The organism is Rhizobium sp. P40RR-XXII (assembly GCF_012641405.1).
In the GTDB taxonomy this organism is placed as follows: Bacteria; Pseudomonadota; Alphaproteobacteria; order Rhizobiales; family Rhizobiaceae; genus Rhizobium.
Genome location: NZ_JABAII010000012.1, coordinates 1 through 24772 on the forward strand (window position 1 = coordinate 1; position 24772 = coordinate 24772).

Genomic DNA, 24772 nt, shown 5'->3' on the forward strand with positions numbered 1-24772 from the left:
CGACAACCCGCTTTACCTGTATCTGCGGTCTCGGCGGCGTCATGCGACTGTTTCTTTGCCTTATCCCGCTACTGGCGCCGCTGCCCGCCTTTGCCGTCAATCCCGACGAGGTTCTGTCCGATCCGGCCCTGGAAGCGCGGGCGCGCACGATTTCGGCCGAACTGCGCTGCATGGTTTGCCAGAATCAATCCATCGATGATTCCAACGCGGATCTTGCCCGCGACCTGCGCCTGCTCGTGCGCAAGCGACTTGCCAACGGCGATACGGATCGGCAGGTGCTCGACTATATCGTTTCCCGCTATGGCGAGTTCGTGCTGCTCAAGCCGCGCTTGAGCGAAAAGACCTACATACTCTGGGGGGCGCCGATCGCGCTCTTCGTTGTGAGCGGATTGGCCTTGGTCGTCTACGCCCGCCGCCGCGCCGGCAAGCCCACCGGCAAGCCTCTGAGCGACGAGGAAGAGGCGCAATTGAACGAGATCCTGGGAAAGTGACGCTGCCGTCATTTCCTTCACCTCATTACCACCACTTCCTTACATTACGAATTTTTCATGGGGCGGACAGTTCGCTGTAAGGTGTCGCGCCCTATATATTTATCACCACGAACCAAAACCGGTTTGCCGGCGCAAATCCGGCAAGAAAAGAAAAGGTAACTTGCATATGTTCAGGAATATCAAGGACAGCCTGTCCCGCAGCACCGCTATGAAGGCCTCGGTCGTCGCCGGCCTCGCTGTCGCTGCTCTGGCCACGGGTGTTCCGGCCGAAGTCAGCCGTTCCTATGCCGATGCGGTCAATGTTCAGGCGCCGCAGGTTCCAAGCTTTGCCAACGTGGTCGATGCCGTGTCGCCGGCCGTCGTCTCGGTTCGCGTCGAATCCCGTGTCAATGCGGCTGCGGATGAAGACGACTCCTTTGGTCTCGGCCGTGGCTTCGATGATCTTCCGGATGACCACCCGCTGAAGAAGTTCTTCCGCCAGTTCCAGCAGCAGCAGGGCCGAGGCCAGCAGCATGGCCAGAACCAGCAGAAGAATCCCGACGACAAGGGCCATCTGCGCCCAGTCGCTCAAGGGTCGGGCTTCTTCGTTTCGGAAGATGGCTATATCGTCACCAACAACCACGTCGTTTCCGACGGCGCGGCCTTTGTCGTCGTTCTCAACGACGGTACCGAGCTTGACGCCAAGCTCGTCGGTAAGGATTCCCGCACCGATCTCGCGGTGCTGAAGGTCGATCCCAAGGGCAAGAAGTTCACCTATGTCGGCTGGGCCGATGACGCGAAGGTTCGCGTCGGCGATTGGGTCGTTGCCGTCGGCAATCCGTTCGGCCTCGGCGGCACCGTCACCGCGGGTATCGTATCGGCTCGCGGCCGCGACATTCATTCCGGTCCCTATGACGATTACATCCAGATCGACGCACCGGTGAACAAGGGCAACTCCGGCGGCCCGACCTTCAATCTCAACGGCCAGGTGGTCGGCATCAACACCGCGATCTTCTCGCAATCGGGCGGCAGCGTCGGCATCGCCTTTGCAATTCCGGCGACGACCGCCAAGGATGTCGTAGCCGACCTGATCAAGTCCGGCACCGTCTCGCGCGGCTGGCTCGGTGTGCAGATCCAGCCGGTCACCAAGGATATCGCCGAATCCCTCGGCCTTTCCGAGGCAAGCGGCGCACTCGTCGTTTCCCCGCAGGACGGCTCGCCCGGCCAGAAGGCCGGCATCAAGAACGGCGACGTCGTGACGGCGGTCAATGGCGACCCGGTCAAGGATCCGCGCGATCTCGCTCGCCGCATCGGCGCGATGCAGCCGGGCTCCAAGGTTGAGGTTTCGATCTGGCGCGCTGGCAAGTCGCAGTCTGTCACAGTCGAGCTCGGCACGCTTCCGGCCGATCAGAGCCAAGCCTCCAACGATGACACGCAGCCGAGCCAGCCGCAGCAGCCGTCCTCAGAAAAGGCGCTCGCGGACCTCGGCCTCACTGTCGGCCCGTCCGATGACGGCAAGGGTGTTGCGATCACTGGAGTCGATCCCGATTCCGATGCCGCCGATAAGGGCGTGAAGGAAGGCGAGAAGATCACCTCGGTCAATAACCAGCAGGTCTCCAGCGCCGGCGACATCGCCAAGGTCATCGAGCAGGCGAAAAAGGATGGCCGCACGCGTGCGCTGTTCCAGATCCAGTCGGGTGACGGCAGCCGCTTCGTTGCTCTGCCGATCAACGCCGGCTGATCGCTCCAGTGTGTGAAATGCATTCAAGAGGCCGCGCAGGCCACAGCTTGCGCGGCCTCTTTTTAGAGCAATCCCAGAAAAGTGCTGCGCGGTTTTGCGTCCGGAATTGCGAGACAACAAAGCGATAGAGCGGTTCGGAGACCCGTGAAAAACTGAACCGCTCTAAGACGTTCAATAAGGCTGGCTCCAAGGCAGGTGAAAGATGACAACCACTGGCCAACATGCCGTGAATTCTTCCGATTCCCGTTGTGCCGAGACACCCTCGGCGGGTAATGTCGCCCACATGAAGATTCTGATCATCGAAGACGATCTCGAGGCGGCAGCTTATCTCACCAAGGCGTTTCGCGAGGCCGGCATCGTTGCCGATCACGCCAGCGATGGTGAGAGCGGTCTCTTCATGGCCACCGAGAACACGTACGATGTCGCCATCATAGACCGCATGCTGCCACGCCGCGACGGATTGTCTGTTATCAGCGAGCTGCGCCGCAAGGGCGTGCATACGCCGGTTCTGATCCTTTCCGCGCTAGGCCAGGTGGACGATCGCGTTACGGGCCTGCGCGCCGGCGGTGACGACTACCTGCCGAAGCCCTATGCCTTCAGCGAACTTCTGGCGCGCGTCGAGGTGCTCGGCCGCCGCAAGGGCACGCCGGAGCAGGATGTCCTTTATCGCGTCGGCGATCTGGAGCTGGATCGGCTCTCGCATGAGGTGCGGCGCGGCGGCAAGGAAATCCCGCTGCAGCCGCGCGAATTCCGCCTGCTGGAATATCTGATGAAGAATGCCGGCCAGGTCGTGACCCGCACCATGCTGCTGGAGAATGTCTGGGACTATCATTTCGATCCGCAGACAAATGTCATCGACGTCCATGTTTCGCGCCTGCGCTCCAAGATCGAAAAGGATTTCAGCCAGCCGCTGCTGAAGACGATTCGCGGTGCCGGATACATGATCAAGGACGAGGGATGAGTCGCTTTCGCGTCCTCTTCAAGTCCACCGCCGTCCGCCTTTCCGCCCTTTACATTCTTCTCTTTGCGCTTTGCGCCGCGACGCTGGTCTTCTACGTCACGGCCATGTCCGAACGGTTGCTGACGGGGCAGATCCGCGACGCCGTCCAGCAGGAAGTCAATCAGGTCAAGCGCGCCTATGACATCGGCGGGCTGAACCTGCTTCTGCGCACGATGGAGCGCCGCGCCCGTCAGCCTGGCGCCAACCTCTATGTCATTGCCGGTCCTTCCGGCGATATTCTGGCCGGTAACGTCGCCTCCGTGCAGCCCGGCGTTCTCGGCCAGTCCGGCTGGACGGAGCTGCCCTTCGTCTACGAGCGCTACACGGACGCTTCCAACGATCCGGAACGGCGCCATCTGGCGATCGCCAATATCTTCATCCTCGACAACGGCCTGCGCATCCTGATCGGCCGCGATCTCGGCGAGCCGGAGCGCTTCCGCGTGCTGGTGCGCCAGGCGCTGATGCTGGCGCTGGCGATCATGGGCCTCGGCGCGCTGGTCATCTGGTTCGGTATCGGCCGCAACGCGCTGAAGCGCATCGACCGGATGACGGACGCCAGCCGCAAGATCATGGCCGGCGACCTTTCCCAGCGTCTGCCGGTCGGCGGCTCCGGCGACGAGTTCGACCGCATGTCCGCATCGCTGAATGCGATGCTCGAGCGCATCGAGAAACTGAACGAGGGCTTGCGGCAGGTCTCCGACAATATCGCGCATGACCTCAAGACACCGCTCACACGCCTGCGCAACAAAGCGGCCGATGCGCTCGACAATGCCGACAGCGAAGGGCGTCGCGTCGCCCTGGAGGGCATCATCGGCGAGTCCGATCAGCTGATCCGCACCTTCAACGCGCTCTTGATGATTTCCCGTGTCGAGGCCGGATCGGTGGCTGCCGAAATGACCGATGTCGATCTTTCCTCCATCGTCGCCGATACCGCCGAACTCTATGAGCCGGTTGCCGAAGAGGCAGGCCTGGCGCTGACGGCGGATATCGAGCCCGATGTCGAGGTGCAGGGCAATCGCGAACTGATCGGCCAGGCGCTTTTCAACCTCATCGACAATGCCCTCAAATATGCCTCGGGCTGCAACGGCAAGCAGGCGATAACCTTCAGGCTGGTGCGCACGCACGATGCGGTCACGCTCGCCGTTGCCGATCACGGACCAGGCATCCCCGCTCATCAGCGCGGCGATGTGGTCAAGCGCTTCTTCCGCCTGGACGAAAGCCGTTCCAAGCCTGGAACCGGCCTTGGCCTCGCTCTTGTCGAGGCGGTCATGGAGCTGCATGGCGGCCTGCTGGAGCTTTCCGATACTGATCCCGACAGTGCCGATGCCAAGGGATTAACGGTCACCATGATCTTCCCCATGCAGAAACAATAGGTTAATCCTGCAGTATCCGCTTGCTGTTGGGGAGAACTGCATGACGACGACGCAAAGCGATTTGCTGCGGGATGTTCCGTCTGGGCGGTTGCGGCCTTTGAACCAGACCGAGACGAAGGCAGCACTTGCCGATCTCAAGCAGATCGGCGGGGCAGAGCCTGCCGTCGCTGCCTTGCTCGCCGAGGAGAGCGCATCGCGGGATTTCATCGTCGCTGCGCTCACTCTGTCTCCTCATCTGCGCGAGATCGCCAATCTCGAACCGTCGCTCCTCGTTGCCGCCATCGAGAGGCCATTGTCGCCTCAGCTCGAAACGCTGATCGAAGAGGCCCGCCGCGCCTGGCTGCCGGCCGAGGAGGCAAGCTCTTCGCCTTCAGAATCCGAGGTGATGAGCCGCCTGCGCATCGCCAAGCGCCGTGCCGCCTTTCTGATCGCGCTCGCCGATCTCGCCGGCATTTATAATGGCAAGGCGACGACCCTTTGGCTGAGCAGGCTTGCCGAAGCTTCCATCTCGGCGGCGATCGACCATCTGCTGCTGTCGTCGCACGAAGCCGGCAAGATTTCGCTGCCCGATCCCGCATCCCCGAGCCAGAAGTCAGGGCTGATCGTGCTCGGCATGGGCAAGCTCGGCGCCGAGGAATTGAACTATTCGTCCGACATCGATCTCGTCGTCTTCTTCGATGAGACGGCAGGCATCGTGCCCGATCCGGATGACGCCATCGATATCTTCCCGCGGCTGATGCGGCGGCTGGTGCGCATCCTGCAGGAGCGCACGGCGGATGGTTATGTCTTCCGCACCGATCTTCGCCTGCGTCCCGATCCCGGCGCGACGCCGCTGGCAATCCCCGTTGATGCGGCGTTGATCTATTACGAGGGCAGGGGGCAGAACTGGGAGCGCGCGGCCTTCATCAAGGCGCGCCCCGTTGCCGGCGATATCGCCGCCGGCCAGGCGTTCATCCGCGATCTCGTGCCCTTCGTCTTCCGCAAATATCTGGACTATGCCGCGATATCAGACATTCATTCGATCAAGCGGCAGATCCATGTGCACAAGGGCCACGGAGCGATCGCCGTCAAGGGCCACAACGTCAAGCTTGGCCGAGGCGGCATTCGCGAGATCGAGTTCTTCGTGCAAACGCAGCAGCTCATTGCCGGCGGCCGCATGCCGGCATTGCGTTGCCGGTCGACCGAGCAAACGCTCGCCGAGCTGACCGAAGCGAAGTGGATCGGCGCGGAAACCCGCGATGAGCTGACATCAGCCTACTGGTTCCTGCGCAATGTCGAGCATCGCATCCAGATGGTGCGCGACGAGCAGACGCATTTGCTGCCGGAAACCGATGCCGAGCTCCGGCGTATCGCCTTCATGATGGGCTTTGCCGACGTGACAGCCTTCTCCGAGGCTCTGGTGACGATGCTGAAAACGGTCGAGCGGCGTTATGCGCGCCTGTTCGAGCAGGAAATGAAATTATCGTCCGAAACCGGCAATCTGGTTTTTACCGGCCAGGGCGACGATCCCGACACGCTGGAGACGCTGCGCCGTCTCGGCTTCGAAAGGCCATCCGACATCGCCAATGTGATCCGTACCTGGCACTACGGCCGATATCGCGCCACCCAATCGGTGGAAGCGCGCGAGCGGCTGACGGAACTGACGCCCGAACTGCTGCGTGTCTTCGGCGAAAGCAAGCGTGCCGACGAGGCGCTGCTGCGCTTCGACAGCTTCATCTCCGGCCTGCCGGCGGGCATTCAGCTCTTCTCGCTGCTCGGTACCAATCCGGCGCTACTTTCCCTCATCGTCAACATCATGTCCTCGGCGCCGCGTCTTGCCGAGATCATCGCGGCCAAGCCGCACGTCTTCGACGGCATGCTGGATCCGGGCCTCATGGCCGAATTGCCGACGCGCGATTATCTCGCCGAGCGCATCAGGAGTTTCCTGTCGCCTGCAAGACACTATGAAGAGGTGCTGGACCGCCTGCGCATCTTCGCGTCCGAACAACGCTTCCTGATCGGCATCCGTCTGTTGACGGGCGCGATCGGCGGGCAGATGGCGGCTCGAGCCTTCACCTACCTCGCCGATCTGATCGTCGAGGCGGCGCTGGATGCGGTTATGAAGGAAATCCGCGTGGCGCACGGCGAATATCCCGGCGGTCGCATCGCTGTCGTCGGCATGGGCAAGCTCGGCAGTTTCGAGCTGACGGCGGGGTCCGACATAGACATCATCCTGCTCTATGACTACGACGACACGGCCGGTGAATCTTCCGGCACGAAGCCGCTCGACGCCACCCGCTATTTCACGCGCATCACCCAGCGCCTGATTGCGGCGCTCTCGGCACCGACGGCCGAAGGCATCCTCTACGAGGTGGATATGCGCCTGCGTCCTTCAGGCAACAAGGGACCTGTCGCCACACGCATCAACTCCTTCGAGAAGTATCAGCGCACGGAGGCCTGGACCTGGGAGCATATGGCGCTTTCGCGGGCACGCTTGATCGGCGGCGACGAGGCGTTGGTGAACGACGCCGAGCGCATCATCGGCGAAGTTCTCTCGGCAAAGAGGGACACCGCCAAGGTCGCAAGGGATGTTCGCGAGATGCGCGGCCTAATCGAGCAGGAAAAGCCGCCCGAAAACATCTGGGACCTGAAGCTGATCCCCGGCGGCCTGATCGATATCGAATTCATCGCGCAATATTTGCGGCTGATCGCGCCCGAGCGTGGCGTCGGCATCGACGCGAACGGGCTCAGCACGGCGGAAGCGTTGAAATTGCTGGGCGCCAGCCTGATGAATCGCAATGACCTCGATGTCTGCCTGGAGGCCCTGCACCTCTATACGGAACTGTCGCAGCTCATCCGGCTCTGCATCGACGGCTCGTTCGATCCGCAGAACGCGCCCTCGGGGCTGATCGAGCTGGTCTGCCGCGCCGGCGACTGCCCGGATATCCGCACGCTGGAAGCGGAGCTGAAGCGGCTGTCAAAGGCGGTGCGGAAGATATTCCAGGCGACCGTTGAAAGCTGATCAACCCTGATCCGGGATACGGATCGCGATGACGGTGCCGATGCCTTCGCGGGAGCGGATGCGCATGCGGCCATGATGCAGCACCGTCAGCGATCTGGAAATGGCGAGCCCGAGGCCGGAGCCTCCCTTGCTCTTGGCATATTGGCTCTGCACCTGTTCGAAGGGCTGGCCGATCTTGCTCAGGGCCGATTTCGGAATGCCGATGCCCGTGTCGGCGATGACAAGCATGACAGCATCTTCGACTTTGCGCGTGCGAACCGCGATACGGCCGCCGTCATTGGTGAATTTCACGGCATTGGAGAGCAGGTTGAGGACGATCTGCTTCATTGCCCGCCGATCGGCACTCAGCTTGATCTCGGAGGAAATGTCCTGCTCGACGAGAATGTTCTTCTGAGCGGCCGGGATGCGGGTGAAACGCAGGCACTCCTCGATGAGCGGTGCGAGATTGATCCGCTCGCAGGAGAGCTTCATATGCCCGGCTTCGATCTTGGACATGTCGAGAATGTCGTTGATGACATTAAGCAGATGCTTGCCGCTGTCGTGGATATCCTTGGCATATTCGTCATAGCGGGTCGAGCCGAGCGGACCGAACATCTGGTCCTGCAGGATTTCCGAGAAGCCGAGGATGGCGTTGAGCGGCGTGCGCAGCTCATGCGACATGTTGGCGAGGAATTCCGACTTCGCTCTGTTGGCCGCTTCGGCCCGTTCCTTTTCCGCGAGATAGTTCGCATTGGCGGTCGAAAGCTCGGCCTTCTGCCGCTCCAGGATTTGCCGCGAGGCGGAAAGATCGTTGATCGTTGCCATCAGCCGGCGTTCGGACTCGCGAAGGCGCTCCTGATTGCGCTTCAGCTGCGTGATATCAGTGCCGACGGAAACGAGCCCGCCGTCGCGGGTGCGGCGCTCGTTGATCTGCAGCCAGCGCTCGTCGGCCAGCTGCACTTCCGTCGTTTGCGAATGGCTGATGCGCCCGGGATCGACGATGCGCCGCTCAATGACCGGCCGCGCTGCCGCCGCGTTGACGACGGCGCGCTCGGTGCCGGGCACGAGCACGTTGTCGGGCAGGCCATAAGCCTGCTGGAAATGCGCGTTGCACATGACGAGGCGGTCGTTCTTGTCCCAAAGCACGAAGGCTTCGGAGGTGCATTCGATAGCATCGGCCAGCCGTTGGTCGGCTTCGGCATAACGCTGGGCCAGCCGGTGCTGCTCGGTCACGTCCATGGCGATGCCGATCATGTGCACGCGGCCTGAATTGGTGCGAATGACCTGGGCGCGGGCGCGCATCCAGACATAGTGCCCCTTAGCATGGCGGATGCGCAGGATCTGGTCCACCTGGCCGGCATTGCCGCGGGTGACGGAGCGGGCGAGCAAATGAAGGCTGTTGTCATCCGGGTGCATCAGCCGCGCCGCGTCCGTGAAGGCGAGAGGCTTGTCGGCGGCAGGCATCCCCAGCATGTCGTACATCGAGCGCGACCAGAAGAACTTGCGGCTGGTGAAATCGAAATCCCAGAGACCGCAGCGGCCGCGCGAAAGTGCCGTCTCGACCCGCAGGTTCGATTCGAGGAAGATTTCGTCCGCGTCCCGGGCGCGTTTCACCTGGGTATAATAGGCGTAAAGAATGACAAGCAGGATGGAGGATATGCCGGCAAACAGCGTGACGTTCAGCGTCAGCTCGTCGCGCCAGAGCTTGTCGATCTGATCCATCGATGCCGCCGACAGGATGAAATCGCCTTTGTCGCCTATCAGGGAAATCGCCGCATAATAGGGCTCGCCGCCGATCATCGTTTCGATCACGCCGGCATGGTCGCCGAAATTGCGGATGGCCGACACTTCGGGAAAGAAATCGGAAATCAGCATGCCGATATAGCCCGAGCCGGCGGCCGACGAGCCGAACACCCGCCCGCTCGACTGCACGAGCAGCACGAATGCGCCGGTATCCAATCGATCCTGCGGCAGATAGGAGGCCAATTTCCGCTCTGCGCCGCTGCGGTCGCCGGCCTGGAACAGGCTGGCATCGTTCGAAAAGGCGGCGGATGCGGCGGCGATGGAAAGCGAAGTGGTGCGGCGGGCCGAAGCCGCCATCCGGCTATGTTCCGTGATCATGCCGAAGAAATGCGAGGCGGCAACGACCATCAGGAAGGAAACGATGAGGACCGGAATGATGCGCTTGAGAATATGTTCCGTTTGCGGAAAACGACGCGAGATCGTCTCCACACGCACCCCGGTTCGATCGGTAACGCCGCTATGCCAGGACTTCAGACCGTCGAAATTAACACGCAGCCGTCCATCGGCCGCGGTTGCCCGCCGCACGTCCACCATCGCTTTAGCCTTGTCCCTCGTGCGATTCGCTGCGCCGCTCGCCCGAATCTGCCTTAATGAATCATTCGTGATTCGGCTTGTCCAGAGGGTGCGGTAAAACTTTCTTAACCATCTGCGATTTCAGCGTATTTTGCACACGCAGCGGTAAGTTGCGCATATTCGGGACTCGCTGGAGATGAAAAGGCCGATGCAAATCAGCCTTTGAGATCGGTGCGCGAGGAGATCGCAATCACTCCTTCAGGATGCGGTCCACGATGTCGCGCACATCGGTCGAAAGGTTGTTCGAACGTTCGATCCGCATCAGCGCCGAGCGGGCATGGTCGGCACGCACTGGCTCCAGCAGGCGCCAGGAGCGCATCGATGTTAGGATACGGGCGGCGAGCTGCGGATTGCGCGGATCGATCTCAAGGATCTCGTCGGCCAGGAAATGGTATCCGGCGCCGTCTGCCCGACCGAAGCCGGTCGGGTTCGCGAAGACGAAGGTGCCGAGGACTGCACGTACACGGTTCGGATTGGTTCGCTTGAACAGCGGCGTCTCCATCAGCAGCCGAATGCGCTCCAGCGCGCCAGCGCCAGGGATTGCGGCCTGAATGGCGAACCACTTGTCGATAACGAGCGCATTGTCCGCGAAGCGGTCGCGGAAATGCGCAAGCGCCGCCGCCGTCTCGGCCGTATCAGGGAAGCGCTGCGCCAGAATGGTCAGCGCGGCGCTGAGATCGGTCATATTGTTCGCAGCATCATAGGCGGCCTTCGCTCTCGCCGGCGTCTCGTCCAGCTGCGACAGGTAGCCCAGCGCCGTATTGCGCAAGGCGCGTCGGCCGGCACTTGCCGCATCCGGCGTGAAGACGCCTGACGTCTGCATGCCGTCATAAAGCGCGGTGAAGACCTGTTTTCCGGCCTCGGCGACACGCTTGATGATCGTCTGACGCGCGGCATGAATGGCATCCGGATCGTTATTGCCGCCAAGCTCGCGGGCAATATCGGCCTCGCTCGGCAACGCAAGCGCCTGGGCACGGAATGCCGGCTCCAGGCTTTCGTCCGCCGCCGCTGCGAGCAATGCATCGGTGAAGGCCGAATCGCAGGTGATGTCGATGCCCTGGCGAGCAGCGCGCACCGCCTGCAGCAGGTTGGGCAGGCCAAGGTCGATCAGCGCCTGCCAGCGGGCGAAATGATCGGTCTCGTAGCGGGCGATCAGGGCGAGATCGCGGGCGCTCTGGCTGAATTGCAGGTTGATCGGCGTCGAGAAGCTGCGATTGAGCGACAGAACCGGCCGCGAGGGAATGCCATGGAACGTCACTGCCTGCGTCTGCTTCGTCAGGTGCAAGACATCGTCGGTAAGTTCCGCGCCGGCGACGGAGGCAGGCGTAATGACAGCGCCGTCTTCGGCAAGCAAGCCCATGCGCAGCGGGATATGCATCGGCTTCTTGGCGGTCTGGCCAGGCGTTGCCGGCACCATCTGCTCAAGCGACAGAGTGAACGTCTTGGCATCGGCATCGTAGGCGCCGGATGCGGTGACGAGAGGCGTACCCGCCTGATGATACCAGAGCGAAAACTGCGTGAGATCGCGGCCGCTGACATCCTCGAAACACCTGACGAAATCTTCGATGGTGACGGCCTGTCCGTCGTGCCGATCGAAATAGAGGTCCATGCCCGTCTTGAACAGATCGCGGCCGAGCAGCGTTGCGATCATGCGCGTGACTTCACTGCCCTTCTCATAGACTGTCGTCGTATAGAAATTATTGATTTCACGGTATTTTGTCGGGCGAACCGGGTGAGCGAGCGGGCCACTGTCTTCCGGAAACTGTTCCGATTTCAGGTGGCGGACTTCGGCGATGCGCTTGACGGGACGCGAACGCTGGTCGGCCGAAAATTCGTGATCGCGATAGACGGTCAGACCTTCCTTGAGGCAGAGCTGGAACCAGTCGCGGCAAGTGATGCGGTTGCCCGTCCAGTTGTGGAAATATTCGTGGGCGATGATCGCTTCGATATTGGCGTAGTCGGCATCGGTCGCCGTCTCGGGATCGGCGAGCACGTATTTGTCGTTGAAGACGTTGAGACCCTTGTTCTCCATCGCGCCCATGTTGAAGTCCGATACGGCGACGATCATGAAGATATCGAGATCGTATTCGCGGCCGAACCGCTCTTCGTCCCATTTCATCGAGCGCTTCAGCGCATCCATGGCGTAGGCAGCACGCGGCTCCTTGCCATGTTCGACATAGATCTTCAGCGCGACTTCGCGGCCGGTCATGGTCGTGAACGTATCCTCGACGACACCGAGGTCGCCGGCGACGAGCGCGAAGAGATAGCTCGGCTTCGGATGCGGATCGAACCAGGCGGCGAAATGCTTACCTTCGCCATAGCCGGCGCCGCCGAGGAAATTGCCGTTCGACAGCAGCAGCGGATTGGCGGCCTTGTCGGCAATGATGTTGACCGTATAGGGGGCGAGAACGTCAGGTCGATCCGGGAAATAGGTGATGCGGCGGAAGCCTTCGGCCTCGCACTGCGTGCAATAGATGCCGTCGGTACGGTAGAGGCCCATCAACTGCGTGTTGGCCTCGGGATTGATCACGGTCGTGATCGTCAGCTCGAAAGGCGTACTGTCAGGCAGATCGCGAACGGTCAGGCTTTCCGGCGTGGCGTCATATTGTTCGGCCGGAAGTTCGCCCTGGTCGAGCAGCAGCCCGGACAAAACCAGTTCGTCGCCATCGAGCACAAGTGGTGCTTTCGGATCGATGCCTCCCCGCCGATGGAAGATCAGCCGCGCTTCGACCTTGGTTTCGGTTGGATGCAGATCGAAGGTAAGGTCCACGCGTTCCAGAACGAAGTCGGTGGGACGGTAATCTGCCAGATTGACGATCTGGCCGGTGTCTGTTCGCATGGTCTATCCTGATCAGGCTAAGCTATGGCGGGTGCAGTCCGAAGCCTTCCTCGGACTGAAGGTGTCGCATCATTACATCGAAATCTGAACCAAAGTTAAAGTCATGTCACGACATCAATATGTTTTGTTATGGCACAATAAGTATTCGCCCCGCAGCCTGTCTTCGTTTCAGGTTGAATGCAACATCCTGAATGGATGTCTGATTGATCAGATGTTTCCGCCTGCATTTGCAGGCTGATGCTACAGTTGCTACCATCGCGCTCAGGGGATCATCATGGCTGCACTACTAGGGAATGCAGGCTGGAAACAATAATTTAAAGTAAATTATTTGTTTAACTTCTTGCGATATAAGGGCGATTGCATAACTATAGCGTGCTATTAAATGTCGGAATTATGATCGATTCCGGTGAATTCGTTCACAAAAATGAAACATCCTCTTTTTGTCGCTGATTTGAAATGGGCACCCCAAGGAGGCCCGATTGAGTTTTTCCATCGAGCAGCTTGCTCGTCATCCCAAATTCGTCGCGTCGTTGCGCTTTCTTTCGGAGGCGTTACGCAACCGTTACGACAATGGTCCGAGGATCGCGCGCATGCTCGCCTCGCATCAGCGCTGGCTTCTGACGCAGACGGCCTATGCGCTTCACCTTGAGCACGACGCTGCCGTTCCCGGCTCGGGGCTGACTGTCGTCGCGCTCCGCGATCTCATCACGCAGTATCGTGTCGCCAGCCGCAATACGGTCTTGAGCTTCGTCGAAGAGCTGCTGACCTATCGGTTTCTCGAACTGGCTCCCGGCCCCGTTCGCCGCCCCCGCCGTTATGTGCCGACGGAGATGAGCTTCACCGCGATGTTCAGTTGGTATCTCGCCAACCTGACCGCGCTCGATTTGCTTGACGATGGCGAGCGGGCTGCGGCTCTCGCCGCCTCGCCGGCGCTGATGGATCTTGCCCAGCCGCGTATGGCGCGCAATTGTCTGGAAATGGAAATCTGGCGTGAACCGCCCGAATGTATCGGCCTGTTTCTCTGGACGGAAGCCGGCGGCCTTGTCGTCGATTATATCATGTCGAAACTGGATCTCACCGAGGAGGGAGACAGGATCGACATCGGCCGCGTTGACGCGCGGGCGCTGGCCGCCCACTTCATGATATCGCGAACCCATCTGCAGCGTCTGTTGCGTAAATCCGCCGAGCGCGGCGACATCGGCTGGCACGACGAGGTCAAGAAGACACGTATGTGGGTGTCGCGCGATTTTCTGAATCAATATTGCGGATGGCAGGCCGTGAAGCTGGCTGCGATCGACGAGGCTTTCGCATGGGCGCGATCCACTGTGGGGCGCTCCGATCCAAGCTAGGGCATGTCGCTTAAAACCGATTTCCACTTTTCTTGGAATTGCTGCGAAGGACCAGGTCGCTGGCTTCGACCCTCAAGCCGTGGCTGCCAGGCGGGCGTTCCACCCGCGAGATCTCAAAGCGGAATGCTTGCCGAAGCCCGCGCGGTGCCTGTCTCGCGGCAATCGCCCTTGCGGAAGTTGCGCGCGTGTTCAAATTCCTCGGCAGCGCGCACCGCAGCGCCGATATGGCCGACCGAATCTAGCAAGGCGATGAGTGAACGCAAACCGCAAGACATGATGTAATTCCTGATAGTCAAACGCTATGCTGCGGCGCCATTGGCGCCTGTGTTCAGCAGGTACGGAAATCTGCAAAGATGGCCGTCGGCCGGCTGACGCGCGCCGAAACGCCGGTGCCTCGCGCAATCATCTGCTCATTGGCGGCGATGCCGAGGTTGCGATGTCCATTTATTGCGCGCACGGGCTCGACAGCGCGGCGCAGGGTATCAAACCCGCAGTGAATAGGGCGAAAACGTGCAGTCATGGCCTTGGTTCCTTTCGATTCCTCCCAAGACACCATTCTATATTGCAGTGCAGCATTGATTCTGCAATGCACAACGTGGTAAGACTGATATGCCAAAAATGCATGGCTAACGTCATTTTTCGGTAATCGTGGCGAAAATCAGCCTAATATTTCAGCGTCGATATAATTTTTGAAGGCCAGCAAGTCGTTCCAGGCCAGCCGCTTGTTGATCGGCGCGGTCAGCAATTCCTGGGGATGGAGACTGGCGATCGCCGGCACGGCCCGACCGAGAATGCTTAATTCGCGCCACTGTCCACGCAGTCCATGAATGGTTTCGCCCCCCCCGAAGAAGTAGCGGGCGGTGAAGTTACCGAGCAGCAACAGGGCCTTCGGCTCGGCAAGCGCAATCTGCCGTTCTATGAACGGGCGGCATATCTCGATTTCGGGAGCGGATGGCGCACGGTTGCCGGGCGGCCGCCACGGAATGACATTGGCGAGCAGAATCCCGTCGCGTTGCAGGCCGATGGCGGCCAGCATCTTGTCCAGCAACAGGCCGGCGCGGCCGGAAAACGGTGCGCCTTCCCTGTCGTCGTCGGCGCTCGGCATCGGGCCGATCACCATGATTCGGCCTTCCGCCGTACCGCTCGCGAAGATCGTCGAGCGGGCGCTGTTCTTGAGATTGCAGCCGTTGAAGGCTTCGATCGCGGTTTTCAGCTCGCTGAGCGACCGCGCGCTTTCGGCGGCGAATCGCGCCTGTTCCACGGCCTGCTCATCGGGAATGGCGGGCGCGGCGCGCGGCGGTGCTGCAGCAGGCGCAGCCGGCTTCGCGGCCTGGCGACGATCAGGCTGTGCCCGCGTCGCAGGTACCGGAGCTTCGGCCCGGGGCTGCGCTGCCCGCGCGCCTTGCCGCGCGGCGCGCATGGCTTCGAACTCGGCAAACCGATCCACCGGCTGCTCTTCCAGCAACCAATCGACACCGGCATCCGCATGGAAATGCAGAAGGGCGGCAAGCTCGGCCGGGGAGAGATCGCTGGCGGAAATCATGGACGAACTTTAGCCAAAGCAGCGCAGAAACGGAAGGGTCGAGGAGCCTGCTATCTTACGCCGTCCACTGGGCGATATCGTCGCGTTCGCCGATCAGGGCAAGCCCGTGGGCGATCGACAGCAGTTCGCCGCCCGTTTCGATGTGCTCCTGACCGAAGCGTTCGGTGAATATCCGCCGCACAGCCGGCACGAAGGATGTGCCGCCTGTCAGGAACACCTTGTCGATCGCGTCGGGCGATGTGTTCGTGGTCGTCAGCACGTCGTCCAGCGCGCCCTCGATGCGGGCAAGGTCGTCGGCAATCCAGCTCTCGAAATCAGCCCGGCGCACATTCTTGCGGCCGGCCTTTCCGAGCGGCGGGAAGTTGAATTCCGCTTCTTCCTCGCTGGAAAGGGCCATCTTCGTCGCCGATACGGCCTGGTAGAGCGGGTAGCCTTCGTCATGCTCGACGAGTTCGATGAAGGTCTCCAGCTTTTCCGGCTCCAGGCTGCTGCGCACCAAGGTCTTCAGGTCGGCATACTCGCGCGAGGTCTTGAAGATCGAAAGCTGGTTCCAGCGCCCGAAATTGGCATAGTAGGAGGTGGGCATTTCCAGCAGCTTGTCGAAGCTCTTGAAGAAGCTGCCCTTGCCGATCGCCGGCGAGACGATGTTGTCGATCATCCTGAAATCGAAATGATCGCCGGCGATGCCGACGCCCGAGTGGCCGATAGGGGTGGCGGTCAGCTTTCCAGCCTGCGTTTCGAAGCGGATCAGCGAATAGTCGGTCGTACCGCCGCCGAAGTCGGCCACAAGCACGGTTGCGTCCTTCTTCAGATGCTGGGCGAAATAGAAGGCGGCTGCCACCGGTTCGTAGACATAGTGGACTTCCGGAAAGCCGAAGCGCGTCAATGCCGCGTTGTAGCGTTGCGTGGCAAGAGCGGCGTTCGGATTGGCGCCGGCGAAATGAACAGGGCGGCCGGTGACGATGCGGGAAACATCGCTCGGCCAATTGTCTCCGGCATAGGCACGCAGGCGCCGCACGAAGATCTCCATCAGGTCTTCGAAGCTGTGGCGCTTGGCGAAGATCAGCGTGCCCTGGAAAAGCGCGCTTGCGGCAAAGGTCTTGATCGACTGCAGGAAGCGACAGTCGCCGGGATTGTCGATGAATTGCCGGATGGCGGCGTGCCCGGCTTCTACCTTCAATGCTGCCGCGCCAAGCCCAGGATCCTTCATGAAGGAGAGCGCCGTGCGCATGCTGTCGGCCGTGCCGGCTGCGCTATGGAAGACGACTGATTGTGTCGCGGCTCCGTCGGCCATCGCCAGGACCGTGTTCGTGGTGCCGAAGTCGAAACCAAGCGCCCGAGCCATGCCCGCACTCCCTTCCGTCGAAATTGTCTGGATTGGGGCCAAGCCCCTGTGAGGCGCATGACACGCCCTTGCCGCAAAGAGCGCGCGTCATGCCATGGCTGAACCTCAAGTTCAAGACGTGAGTTTTTTATTTTCGCTCGTCGCTGTATCCGTCGCGAGAGCTTTACGGGCGAAGCGCTTCGGCTCGCCCCAAAGGAAACGGGCGCTTTCGGCGCCCGTTGCTGTCACTCGGCTGCGATGGCCGCTGGCGGTTCCTTATGATGCGGGTCCTTATCCTTGCGTTTGCCGAGCCGCCCAAGGAAGTCGCTCAGGCGGTTCATCTCAAGGAAGATAACCGGGGTGATGAACAGCGTCAGGAGCTGCGAAACCACCAGGCCGCCGACAACGGCAATGCCGAGCGGCTGACGGAGCTCGGAGCTCGCGCCGCCGCCGACCGCGATCGGTAGGGCGCCGAGCAGGGCACAGAAGGTCGTCATCATGATCGGACGGAAACGGCGCACGCAGGCTTCGTGGATCGCTTCCGATGGCGACATGCCGGAAGACGAGCGAAGCGTTTCGAGCGCCACGTCGATCATCATGATCGCGTTCTTCTTGACGATGCCGATCAGCATCAGGAGGCCGATCAGCGCGATGATCGACAAGTCGAAGCCGAAGACCTTCAGGGCAAGCAGCGCGCCGAGAGCGGCTGCCGGCAAGCCGGAAAGAATGGTCAGCGGATGGATGAAGCTCTCATAGAGAACGCCGAGCACCACATAGATCGTCAGCACCGCGGCAAGGATCAGATAAGGCGTGCTGCCCTGCGACTGCTGGAAGATCTGGGCGGTGCCGCCATAGGACGTGAAGACGTCCGCCGGCATGTTGATATCCTTCTTGATCTGCTCGATCTGTGCCGTGGCATCGCCGAGCGCTTCGCCGGCCGGCAGGTTGAAGGATACGGTGGTCGAGACGAGCTGGCCCGTCTGGTTAATGGTGACAGGGCCTGTCTTGCGCTCGACATGGGCGAAGTTCGACAGCGGAACGAGCGCGCCGCTCGCCGACGCGATCTGGATTTCCTGAAGCTTCTGGTCGTCCCAGGGCTTGCTCGTGTCGAACTCGACGATCACGTCGTAGCTGTCGCCGGTCGACTGGATCTGCGCGGCGGTAAAGCCGCCGAAGCCTTCTTCCAGCGAGGTGCGCAGCTGGTTGTTGTTGATCCCGTATTGGGCCGCCTTTTCGGTATCGACGACGATATTGGCCTGCAGGGCGTTATTCTGCTCATCCGAGGCGACATCCGTGAAGCGTGGATCGCGGCGCATCGCGTCGAGCATCTTGTTGGCCCAGAGATTCGTCTGGTCGGCGCTCAGCGCCTGGATGACGAGCTGGTACTGGCTGGCCGTCTGGCGGCCGCCGAAGCGCAGGCTCTGCTGCGGGGTGATGTAGGCCTTCAGGCCGGCGATCTTGCCGATGCTGGCGCGCAGCTCCCGCAGGGTCTGATCGAGCGGCTCGCGCTGGTCTTTCGCCTTCAGCTCGACATACATGGTGCCGTTGTTCAGCGGCTGGCGCGCATTGCCGCCGACGATGGACATGACGTGGGCAACGGCTGGGTTCTGTTTCACCAGCGCGGCGGCCTGGTTCTGCAGGTCCTGCATCGCCGGATAGGAGATATCCTGCCGGGCCTGCGTCGAGATCGTCAGACGTCCGATATCTTCCGTCGGAAAGAAGCTTGCGGGCAGGACCATGAAGAGGTAGGCCGAAAGCGCCACCGAGCCGAGGAAGCTCAGGAGCACCGTGCCGCGATGGCGCAGGCACCAGGCAACGCCTCGGTCGTAGCCGCGCTCAATCCAGTCGAAGCCCATATTGAAGAGGCGCACCGGGTAGGGCGGCTCGCCATGGCCCGCCGACAGGCGCGAGCTGAGCATGGGCGTGACGGTCAGCGAAACGACGGCCGAAGACACGATGGCGATGGCGACGACCATGCCGAATTCGTTGAAGATGCGGCCGACGACGCCGCCCATCAAGAGGATCGGGATGAACACCGCGATCAGCGAGATCGACATCGAGATGATGGTGTAGCTGACTTCGGCCGACCCCTTCAGCGCCGCCTCGAGTACCGGCATGCCCTCTTCGACGTGCCGCAATATGTTCTCGAGCATGACGATGGCGTCGTCCACCACGAGACCGACCGCAAGCGTCAGGCCCAGCAGCGAGATGTTGTCGATACTGTATCCCAGCACATACATCATGCCGAATGTCGCAATCAGCGACAGCGGCACGGCAAGGCCTGGGATGATCGTTGCCGTGACGTGACCGGTGAAAAGATAGATCACCAGCACGACAAGGCCGATCGTCAGCATCAGCGTGAATTTGACGTCGGAAATCGCATCGCGAATCGGCTGCGCCGCATCGTTCATGACCGTCGTCTTCACCGATGCCGGTATTTCCGCATGCAATTGCGGCAGCTTGGCATTGATGGCATCGACTACGTCGACCGTATTGGCATCCGGCTGGCGCTGGATGGCGAGAATGATCGCGCGCTTGCCGTCATACCAGGAGCCGGTATTGGTGTTCTCCACGCTGTCCTGCACGTCCGCGACGTCGCTAAGATGGATCGGCGCGCCGTTTGGGTTCGCGATGACAAGCGAACGGAATTGCTCGGCACTGGTGCGCTGGGTATCGGAATTGATGGTCATGCTCTGCGAATTGTTCTGTAGAGTACCGACCGGAACCTGGCTGTTGGCGTTGACAAGCGCATTGTTGACGGTGTCGATGCCGATGCTGCGGTTCTGCAGCTTGGCGGGATCGACTTCGACGCGTACGGCATAAGTCTGGGCGCCGAAAACAGTGACTTCCGCCACGCCGGGCAGCGTCGAAAGCGACGGCGAGATGATATCTTCGGCGATCTCGTCGAGCTTGCTGCGCGGCATCGTATCGCTCTGCACGGCCAGCAGCATGATCGGCGCATCCGCGGGGTTGGTCTTGCGGTAGCTTGGCGGCACGGTCAGATTATCAGGCAGCTGTCGGGTCGCGTGCGAGATTGCCGCCTGAACGTCGGCAGCCGCGGCATCGATATCGCGGTTGAGGTCGAATTGCAGCACGATGCTGGTGTTGCCGAGCGAGTTGGTCGATGAGATTTCGCTGATGCCGGGAATCGTCTCGAACTGCTTGATCAGCGGCGTCGAAACCGATGTCGCCATGGTCTGGGGCGAAGCACCATTCAACTGCGCAGTGACGTTGATGGTCGGGAAGTCGACTTGCGGCAGGGCGGCGACGGGAACGAGCTGATATCCCGCCAGGCCAGCCATAACCACACCTAGCGCCAGAAGCGTCGTCGCGACCGGCCGCCGGATACAGAAGGCGGGAATCATTGCTTTGCTCCGACAGAAATCGTTTCGGTTTTCTGACCCGACTGATCGTCAGCCGAGGCGACTTTCTGCGGCGTGCCATCGTTGAACTGCTCGACGACGCTCTGGCCGTCGTTCAGCTGCACCTGTCCTTCGGTGACGACATGGTCGCCTTCCGAGAGGCCCTTGGCGACGGCTGTAAATGCACCGTTCTGTCGGGCAACGGTGACCGGCGTCAGATGCACCTTGTTATCCTTGACGACATAGGCAAAAAAGCCTTCCGGGCCAGGGCTGATCGAAACCGTGGGCGCGACGATGACCGGCTGGTTGTCATTGAAGTGCACGACGATGTTGACAGACTGGCCGGGCCAGATGGCGCCGTTCGCGTTGTCGAACTTCGCCTTGGCGAGAATGGTGCCGGAAGCCGCATCGACCTGATTGTCGTAGAAGCTCATGGCGCCTTGGCGCGTCTTGCCTTCGGCCGACCGCGGCACGGTGCTGACCGGCACGGCGCCAGTCTTCATGGCCTCTTCGAGTTCGCGAAGATGGCTTTCCTGCAAATGGAACTTGACGTAGATCGGGTCATATTGCGCGATCGAAACAATCGCGGTCCCGGCGCTGACATAGGCGCCGACGCTGAGCTGCACATCGCCGAGGCGGCCGTCATACGGTGCCCGGATTTCGGTATGCTCCAGAAGCACCTGGTCGGATGTGAGCTGCGCCTTGTCGCCGTTGACTGTCGCGACGGCCGTATCGCGCGCCGCAACCGCCTGATCGACCGTCTGCTGCGTGCCGGCATTGTTGAGCAGGTTCTTGGCGCGGGCAAGCGCTGCCTCCGCCTCGACGAGGGTAGCCTGATCCTTGGCGAGATTTGCCTTATCCTTGTCGACCGAGGCCTGCGCGGTGCGCGGATCGAGCTTGGCAATCAGGTCGCCTGCCTTGACCATGGCGCCATCCTGCGCCTCGATCTCGGTGATCAGGCCGGCTTCCTGCGCCGCGACGGTGGTGGTGTCCTGTGCATCAGCCCAGCCGGTGGCTGTCACGTCGTTCGGCAGCGACCTTTTTGTGACGGCAACGGTCTTGACGGCAGTGGGAGCGGCTTCGCGCTTGTGACTGCCCGCTTGCGCCGTCTTACTGGCGTCTTTGGTTTCTGCGGATGCTTGATCGACAAATGCGGAAAGGAAAGGAATACGGTCGCGATAGCCCCAGGCAACCAGGGCTGCGACGACAAGAAGGCCGAGGGGAAGCCAGAATTTTTTCATATTAAAGAACCGGTCGAGGCGAGTTGCAGGAAGCGCGATGACGTTGAAGTGTATTTATTGCGTCGCACAACAAAGACGAGCTTCGCCGCAATCCATCACATCGCTGTTACCGCTAACGTTCGGTAATTCTGTCCCTATAACGTGAATTCGTGAACGCTGATCCACCGCAATTTACCACAGTTCGCCGGCACGAAAAATTAAAGCTTGGAAAGCTTTGGAATTGCTTCCGCTTGTGCAGTGCAACAAACAGTCAATTGGCTATTTTTTGATTGCCGTTATGTAATAATTGGACGGCTGTGTGGCGGGGTACAGTATTTATAGTGGAGAAGCAGGTCGCAAACCTCATGGCAGGCGCCATCGTCGCTCACGCAAATGTGTTGTCGGGGCCGGTTTAGCCAAGCCCCTTCTTCGTTCGTGGTTGGGACTTCAAAGGGAGCGCGCAGCCCCTCCGTCGCAGCGGACCAGCGTTCCCGTGACATAGCTTGCCGGTTCGCTGCAGAGGAAGGCGGCCGTTGCAGCGAATTCTTCGACACGGCCATAGCGGCCGACGGGAATGCGCTGCTGGCGCTCGGCGCTGACGTCTTCCAGGCTCCGGTTTCCGCGTTTGGCTGCGGCGGTATCAAGCTCGGCCAATCGGTCGGTGGCGATGCTGCCCGGCAGAAGCATGTTCACCGTGATGCCATGCGCGGCCACCTCGCTCGCCAGCGTCTTGCTCCATCCGGCCAGTGCCGGCCGCAGCGTGTTGGAAAGCGCGAGGTTGGGAATGGGCTCGATGACGCCGGAGGAGGCGACCGTGAGAATGCGTCCCCAGCCTTGGGCCTTCATGTCAGGAAGCAGGGCGTTGGTGAGGGTAATGATCCGCGACACCATGGAGACGAAATAGGTCTCCAGCCGGTCCGCGGTCATATCCTCCGTCGTTCCGGGCGTCGGGCCGCCGCTATTGTTGACGAGAATGTCGATGCCGCCGAGCTTCTCGGTCGCAGCCTTAGTGACGACATCAACGAAGTTCTCGTCGTTGAGATCAGCCCAGATCCAGTCTGCCCGACCCTTGCCTTCGGCGTTGATGGCCTTGCAATTGCTTTCGAGCCTTTCGCCACTGCGGCCGCAGAGCAGGACGTTCACGCCCTCGCGGGCCAGCGCCACCGCGATTCCATGGCCGAGCCCCTTGGATGAGGCAAGCACCAGCGCGCGCTTTCCGCCGATACGAAGATCCATCTCGATCACCCTTCATGCTATCCGCAATTTCCTGATCGGCTCTTATAGAGCGCCATCGAGCGATTATGGAAGTCACGCTCCGGAGATGGCGATAAATACCTTCAGAATATTGACGTTAACGTAAGGGTAATTTAACTTGTTTTGCGCGCTGGACGAATTGGAGGATTGCCTGTCGCTTCCCGGCTCGACAATCCTCTCCCGTTTTGACAAGAGATAAACGAAACGGGGAAGACGCCCAAGGGGATAAGGCTGTGATCCGATATCATCGGACGCCGCCAAGCGGAGAAGATGAATGACTGACGCGAGCGAGCTGCCGGAACGCGAGAGCATGGAATTCGACGTTGTGATTGTCGGCGCAGGCCCTGCGGGGCTTTCGGCGGCGATCCGGCTGAAGCAGATCAACCCCGATCTGACCGTCGTCGTGCTCGAGAAGGGGGCCGAAGTCGGCGCGCATATCCTGTCGGGCGCCGTCGTCGATCCGATCGGCATCGACCGGTTGCTGCCGGGCTGGCGCGAAGAGGAGGGCCATCCCTTCAAGACCGAGGTGACGGACGATCACTTCCTGTTCCTGGGTCCCGCCGGCTCCGTCCGTCTGCCGAATTTTATGATGCCGCCGCTGATGAGCAATCACGGCAATTATATCGTCTCGCTCGGCAATGTCTGTCGCTGGCTAGCCGAGAAGGCCGAGGCTCTGGGCGTCGAGATCTATCCCGGCTTTGCCGCGACCGAAGTGCTCTATAATGACGAGGGCGCCGTCATCGGCGTCGCCACCGGCGACATGGGCATCGAGAAGAACGGCGAGCCCGGTCCGAACTATACCCGCGGCATGGCATTGCTCGGCAAATACGTGCTGATTGGCGAGGGCGTGCGCGGCTCGCTCGCCAAGCAGCTCATTGCCAAGTTCGATCTGTCGCGGAACAGCGATGTGCCGAAGTTCGGCATCGGCATCAAGGAACTCTGGGAGATCAAGCCGGAGAACCACAGACAAGGCCTCGTGCAGCACTCCTTCGGCTGGCCGCTCGGCATGAAGACGGGCGGCGGCTCGTTCCTCTATCATCTGGAGGACAATCTCGTCGCCGTCGGCTTCGTCGTGCACCTGAACTACAAGAACCCCTATCTCTATCCTTTCGAGGAATTCCAGCGCTTCAAGACGCATCCGGCGATCCGCGGCACCTTCGAGGGCGGCAAGCGCATCTCCTATGGTGCCCGCGCCATCACCGAAGGCGGATATCAGTCGGTGCCGAAGCTGACCTTCCCGGGCGGCGCGCTGATCGGCTGTTCGGCCGGCTTCGTCAACGTTCCTCGCATCAAGGGTAGCCACAATGCGGTACTATCAGGCATGCTGGCGGCCGACAGGATCGCCGAGGCGATCGCGGCCGGCCGCGGCAACGACGAAGTGATCGAGATCGAGAACGAATGGCGCGCCTCCGACATCGGCAAGGACTTGAAGCGCGTCAGGAACGTCAAGCCGCTGTGGTCGAACTTCGGCACGGCGGTCGGCGTGGCGCTCGGTGGCCTCGACATGTGGACGAACCAGCTCCTCGGCTTCTCCTTCTTCGGCACGCTGAAGCACGGCAAGACGGATGCGCAGAGCCTGGAGCCGGCGGCGAAGCACACGAAAATCGACTATCCGAAGCCGGACGGCGTCTTGACCTTCGACCGCCTCTCCTCGGTGTTCCTGTCCAACACCAATCACGAGGAAGACCAGCCGGTGCATCTGCAGGTCAGGGATATGGCGCTGCAGGTATCGTCGGAACACGATATCTATGCCGGCCCTTCTACGCGCTACTGTCCGGCGGGCGTCTATGAGTGGGTGGAGAAGGACGGCAAGGAAACCTTTGTCATCAACGCTCAGAATTGCGTCCACTGCAAAACCTGCGACATCAAGGATCCCAACCAGAACATAAACTGGGTTCCGCCGCAGGGCGGTGAGGGACCGGTCTATCCGAATATGTGAGA

Annotated in this window: 16 protein-coding genes; 7 read left to right on the plus strand and 9 right to left on the minus strand. The window is 61.0% G+C overall.

Features of this window, described 5'->3' with window-relative positions; translation table 11 throughout:
- The first annotated feature begins 41 nt into the window (after positions 1 to 41).
- From HGP16_RS21490 to HGP16_RS21510, 5 genes are all read left to right on the plus strand, one after another.
- Positions 42 to 491, plus strand: coding sequence for a cytochrome c-type biogenesis protein CcmH (locus HGP16_RS21490; protein WP_168842188.1), 450 nt, complete (start codon positions 42 to 44; stop codon positions 489 to 491).
- Positions 492 to 657: 166 nt separating this feature from the next.
- On the plus strand, positions 658 to 2211 hold the full coding sequence (locus HGP16_RS21495) for a Do family serine endopeptidase (RefSeq protein ID WP_168842029.1): 1554 nt from the start codon (positions 658 to 660) through the stop codon (positions 2209 to 2211).
- Between the two features lie 202 nt (positions 2212 to 2413).
- A complete protein-coding gene (locus HGP16_RS21500; protein ID WP_168842030.1) occupies positions 2414 to 3172 on the plus strand; it encodes a response regulator transcription factor in 759 nt (252 codons plus the stop codon).
- On the plus strand, positions 3169 to 4584 hold the full coding sequence (locus HGP16_RS21505; RefSeq protein WP_168842031.1) for a HAMP domain-containing sensor histidine kinase: 1416 nt from the start codon (positions 3169 to 3171) through the stop codon (positions 4582 to 4584). The genes HGP16_RS21500 and HGP16_RS21505 overlap by 4 nt, the downstream gene beginning before the upstream one ends.
- A gap of 40 nt (positions 4585 to 4624) precedes the next feature.
- On the plus strand, positions 4625 to 7585 hold the full coding sequence (locus HGP16_RS21510) for a bifunctional [glutamine synthetase] adenylyltransferase/[glutamine synthetase]-adenylyl-L-tyrosine phosphorylase (RefSeq protein WP_168842032.1): 2961 nt from the start codon (positions 4625 to 4627) through the stop codon (positions 7583 to 7585).
- Here the strand turns inward: HGP16_RS21510 and HGP16_RS21515 are convergent, their stop codons facing one another.
- Both HGP16_RS21515 and pepN read right to left on the minus strand, forming a co-directional pair.
- Positions 7586 to 9901, minus strand: a complete 2316-nt coding sequence (locus HGP16_RS21515) for a PAS domain-containing sensor histidine kinase (RefSeq protein WP_168842033.1) — start codon at positions 9899 to 9901, stop codon at positions 7586 to 7588.
- Positions 9902 to 10130: 229 nt separating this feature from the next.
- Entirely contained in the window at positions 10131 to 12779 is a 2649-nt protein-coding gene (pepN, locus tag HGP16_RS21520; RefSeq protein WP_168842034.1) for an aminopeptidase N, read from the minus strand.
- 479 nt (positions 12780 to 13258) lie between these two features.
- Here pepN and HGP16_RS21525 point away from each other — a divergent pair, with 479 nt between their 5' ends.
- On the plus strand, positions 13259 to 14128 hold the full coding sequence (locus HGP16_RS21525) for a hypothetical protein (protein ID WP_168842035.1): 870 nt from the start codon (positions 13259 to 13261) through the stop codon (positions 14126 to 14128).
- A gap of 113 nt (positions 14129 to 14241) precedes the next feature.
- Here the strand turns inward: HGP16_RS21525 and HGP16_RS21530 are convergent, their stop codons facing one another.
- From HGP16_RS21530 to HGP16_RS21560, 7 genes are all read right to left on the minus strand, one after another.
- The gene (locus HGP16_RS21530) at positions 14242 to 14403 is read right to left on the minus strand and encodes a hypothetical protein (RefSeq protein WP_168842036.1); all 162 of its coding nucleotides are present in this window, start codon (positions 14401 to 14403) and stop codon (positions 14242 to 14244) included.
- A gap of 53 nt (positions 14404 to 14456) precedes the next feature.
- The gene (locus tag HGP16_RS21535; RefSeq protein ID WP_168842037.1) at positions 14457 to 14648 is read right to left on the minus strand and encodes a hypothetical protein; all 192 of its coding nucleotides are present in this window, start codon (positions 14646 to 14648) and stop codon (positions 14457 to 14459) included.
- A 138-nt stretch (positions 14649 to 14786) separates the two neighbouring features.
- A complete protein-coding gene (locus HGP16_RS21540; RefSeq protein WP_168842038.1) occupies positions 14787 to 15671 on the minus strand; it encodes a uracil-DNA glycosylase family protein in 885 nt (294 codons plus the stop codon).
- Between the two features lie 55 nt (positions 15672 to 15726).
- Entirely contained in the window at positions 15727 to 17016 is a 1290-nt protein-coding gene (locus HGP16_RS21545; protein WP_168842039.1) for an Hsp70 family protein, read from the minus strand.
- Positions 17017 to 17240: 224 nt separating this feature from the next.
- On the minus strand, positions 17241 to 20360 hold the full coding sequence (locus HGP16_RS21550; RefSeq protein ID WP_168842040.1) for an efflux RND transporter permease subunit: 3120 nt from the start codon (positions 20358 to 20360) through the stop codon (positions 17241 to 17243).
- Positions 20357 to 21598, minus strand: coding sequence for an efflux RND transporter periplasmic adaptor subunit (locus HGP16_RS21555; RefSeq protein WP_168842041.1), 1242 nt, complete (start codon positions 21596 to 21598; stop codon positions 20357 to 20359). The genes HGP16_RS21550 and HGP16_RS21555 overlap by 4 nt, the downstream gene beginning before the upstream one ends.
- A 426-nt stretch (positions 21599 to 22024) precedes the next feature.
- The gene (locus HGP16_RS21560) at positions 22025 to 22813 is read right to left on the minus strand and encodes an SDR family oxidoreductase (protein ID WP_168842042.1); all 789 of its coding nucleotides are present in this window, start codon (positions 22811 to 22813) and stop codon (positions 22025 to 22027) included.
- A 292-nt stretch (positions 22814 to 23105) separates the two neighbouring features.
- Between HGP16_RS21560 and HGP16_RS21565 the strand changes: the two genes are divergently transcribed.
- Positions 23106 to 24770 (plus strand): electron transfer flavoprotein-ubiquinone oxidoreductase, encoded by a 1665-nt coding sequence (locus HGP16_RS21565; RefSeq protein WP_168842043.1) that lies wholly within the window; start codon positions 23106 to 23108, stop codon positions 24768 to 24770.
- The last annotated feature ends 2 nt before the right edge of the window (positions 24771 to 24772 follow it).

What these genes read in the sequence shown, in the direction of transcription:
- HGP16_RS21490 (WP_168842188.1), top strand. Translation starts at nt 42, where the DNA reads ATGCGACTGTTTCTTTGCCTTATCCCGCTACTGGCGCCGCTGCCCGCC.
- HGP16_RS21495 (WP_168842029.1), top strand. Translation starts at nt 658, where the DNA reads ATGTTCAGGAATATCAAGGACAGCCTGTCCCGCAGCACCGCTATGAAG.
- HGP16_RS21500 (WP_168842030.1), top strand. Translation starts at nt 2,414, where the DNA reads ATGACAACCACTGGCCAACATGCCGTGAATTCTTCCGATTCCCGTTGT.
- HGP16_RS21505 (WP_168842031.1), top strand. Translation starts at nt 3,169, where the DNA reads ATGAGTCGCTTTCGCGTCCTCTTCAAGTCCACCGCCGTCCGCCTTTCC.
- HGP16_RS21510 (WP_168842032.1), top strand. Translation starts at nt 4,625, where the DNA reads ATGACGACGACGCAAAGCGATTTGCTGCGGGATGTTCCGTCTGGGCGG.
- HGP16_RS21515 (WP_168842033.1), bottom strand. Translation starts at nt 9,901, where the DNA reads ATGGTGGACGTGCGGCGGGCAACCGCGGCCGATGGACGGCTGCGTGTT.
- pepN (WP_168842034.1), bottom strand. Translation starts at nt 12,779, where the DNA reads ATGCGAACAGACACCGGCCAGATCGTCAATCTGGCAGATTACCGTCCC.
- HGP16_RS21530 (WP_168842036.1), bottom strand. Translation starts at nt 14,403, where the DNA reads ATGTCTTGCGGTTTGCGTTCACTCATCGCCTTGCTAGATTCGGTCGGC.
- HGP16_RS21535 (WP_168842037.1), bottom strand. Translation starts at nt 14,648, where the DNA reads ATGACTGCACGTTTTCGCCCTATTCACTGCGGGTTTGATACCCTGCGC.
- HGP16_RS21540 (WP_168842038.1), bottom strand. Translation starts at nt 15,671, where the DNA reads ATGATTTCCGCCAGCGATCTCTCCCCGGCCGAGCTTGCCGCCCTTCTG.
- HGP16_RS21545 (WP_168842039.1), bottom strand. Translation starts at nt 17,016, where the DNA reads ATGGCTCGGGCGCTTGGTTTCGACTTCGGCACCACGAACACGGTCCTG.
- HGP16_RS21550 (WP_168842040.1), bottom strand. Translation starts at nt 20,360, where the DNA reads ATGATTCCCGCCTTCTGTATCCGGCGGCCGGTCGCGACGACGCTTCTG.
- HGP16_RS21555 (WP_168842041.1), bottom strand. Translation starts at nt 21,598, where the DNA reads ATGAAAAAATTCTGGCTTCCCCTCGGCCTTCTTGTCGTCGCAGCCCTG.
- HGP16_RS21560 (WP_168842042.1), bottom strand. Translation starts at nt 22,813, where the DNA reads ATGGATCTTCGTATCGGCGGAAAGCGCGCGCTGGTGCTTGCCTCATCC.
- HGP16_RS21565 (WP_168842043.1), top strand. Translation starts at nt 23,106, where the DNA reads ATGACTGACGCGAGCGAGCTGCCGGAACGCGAGAGCATGGAATTCGAC.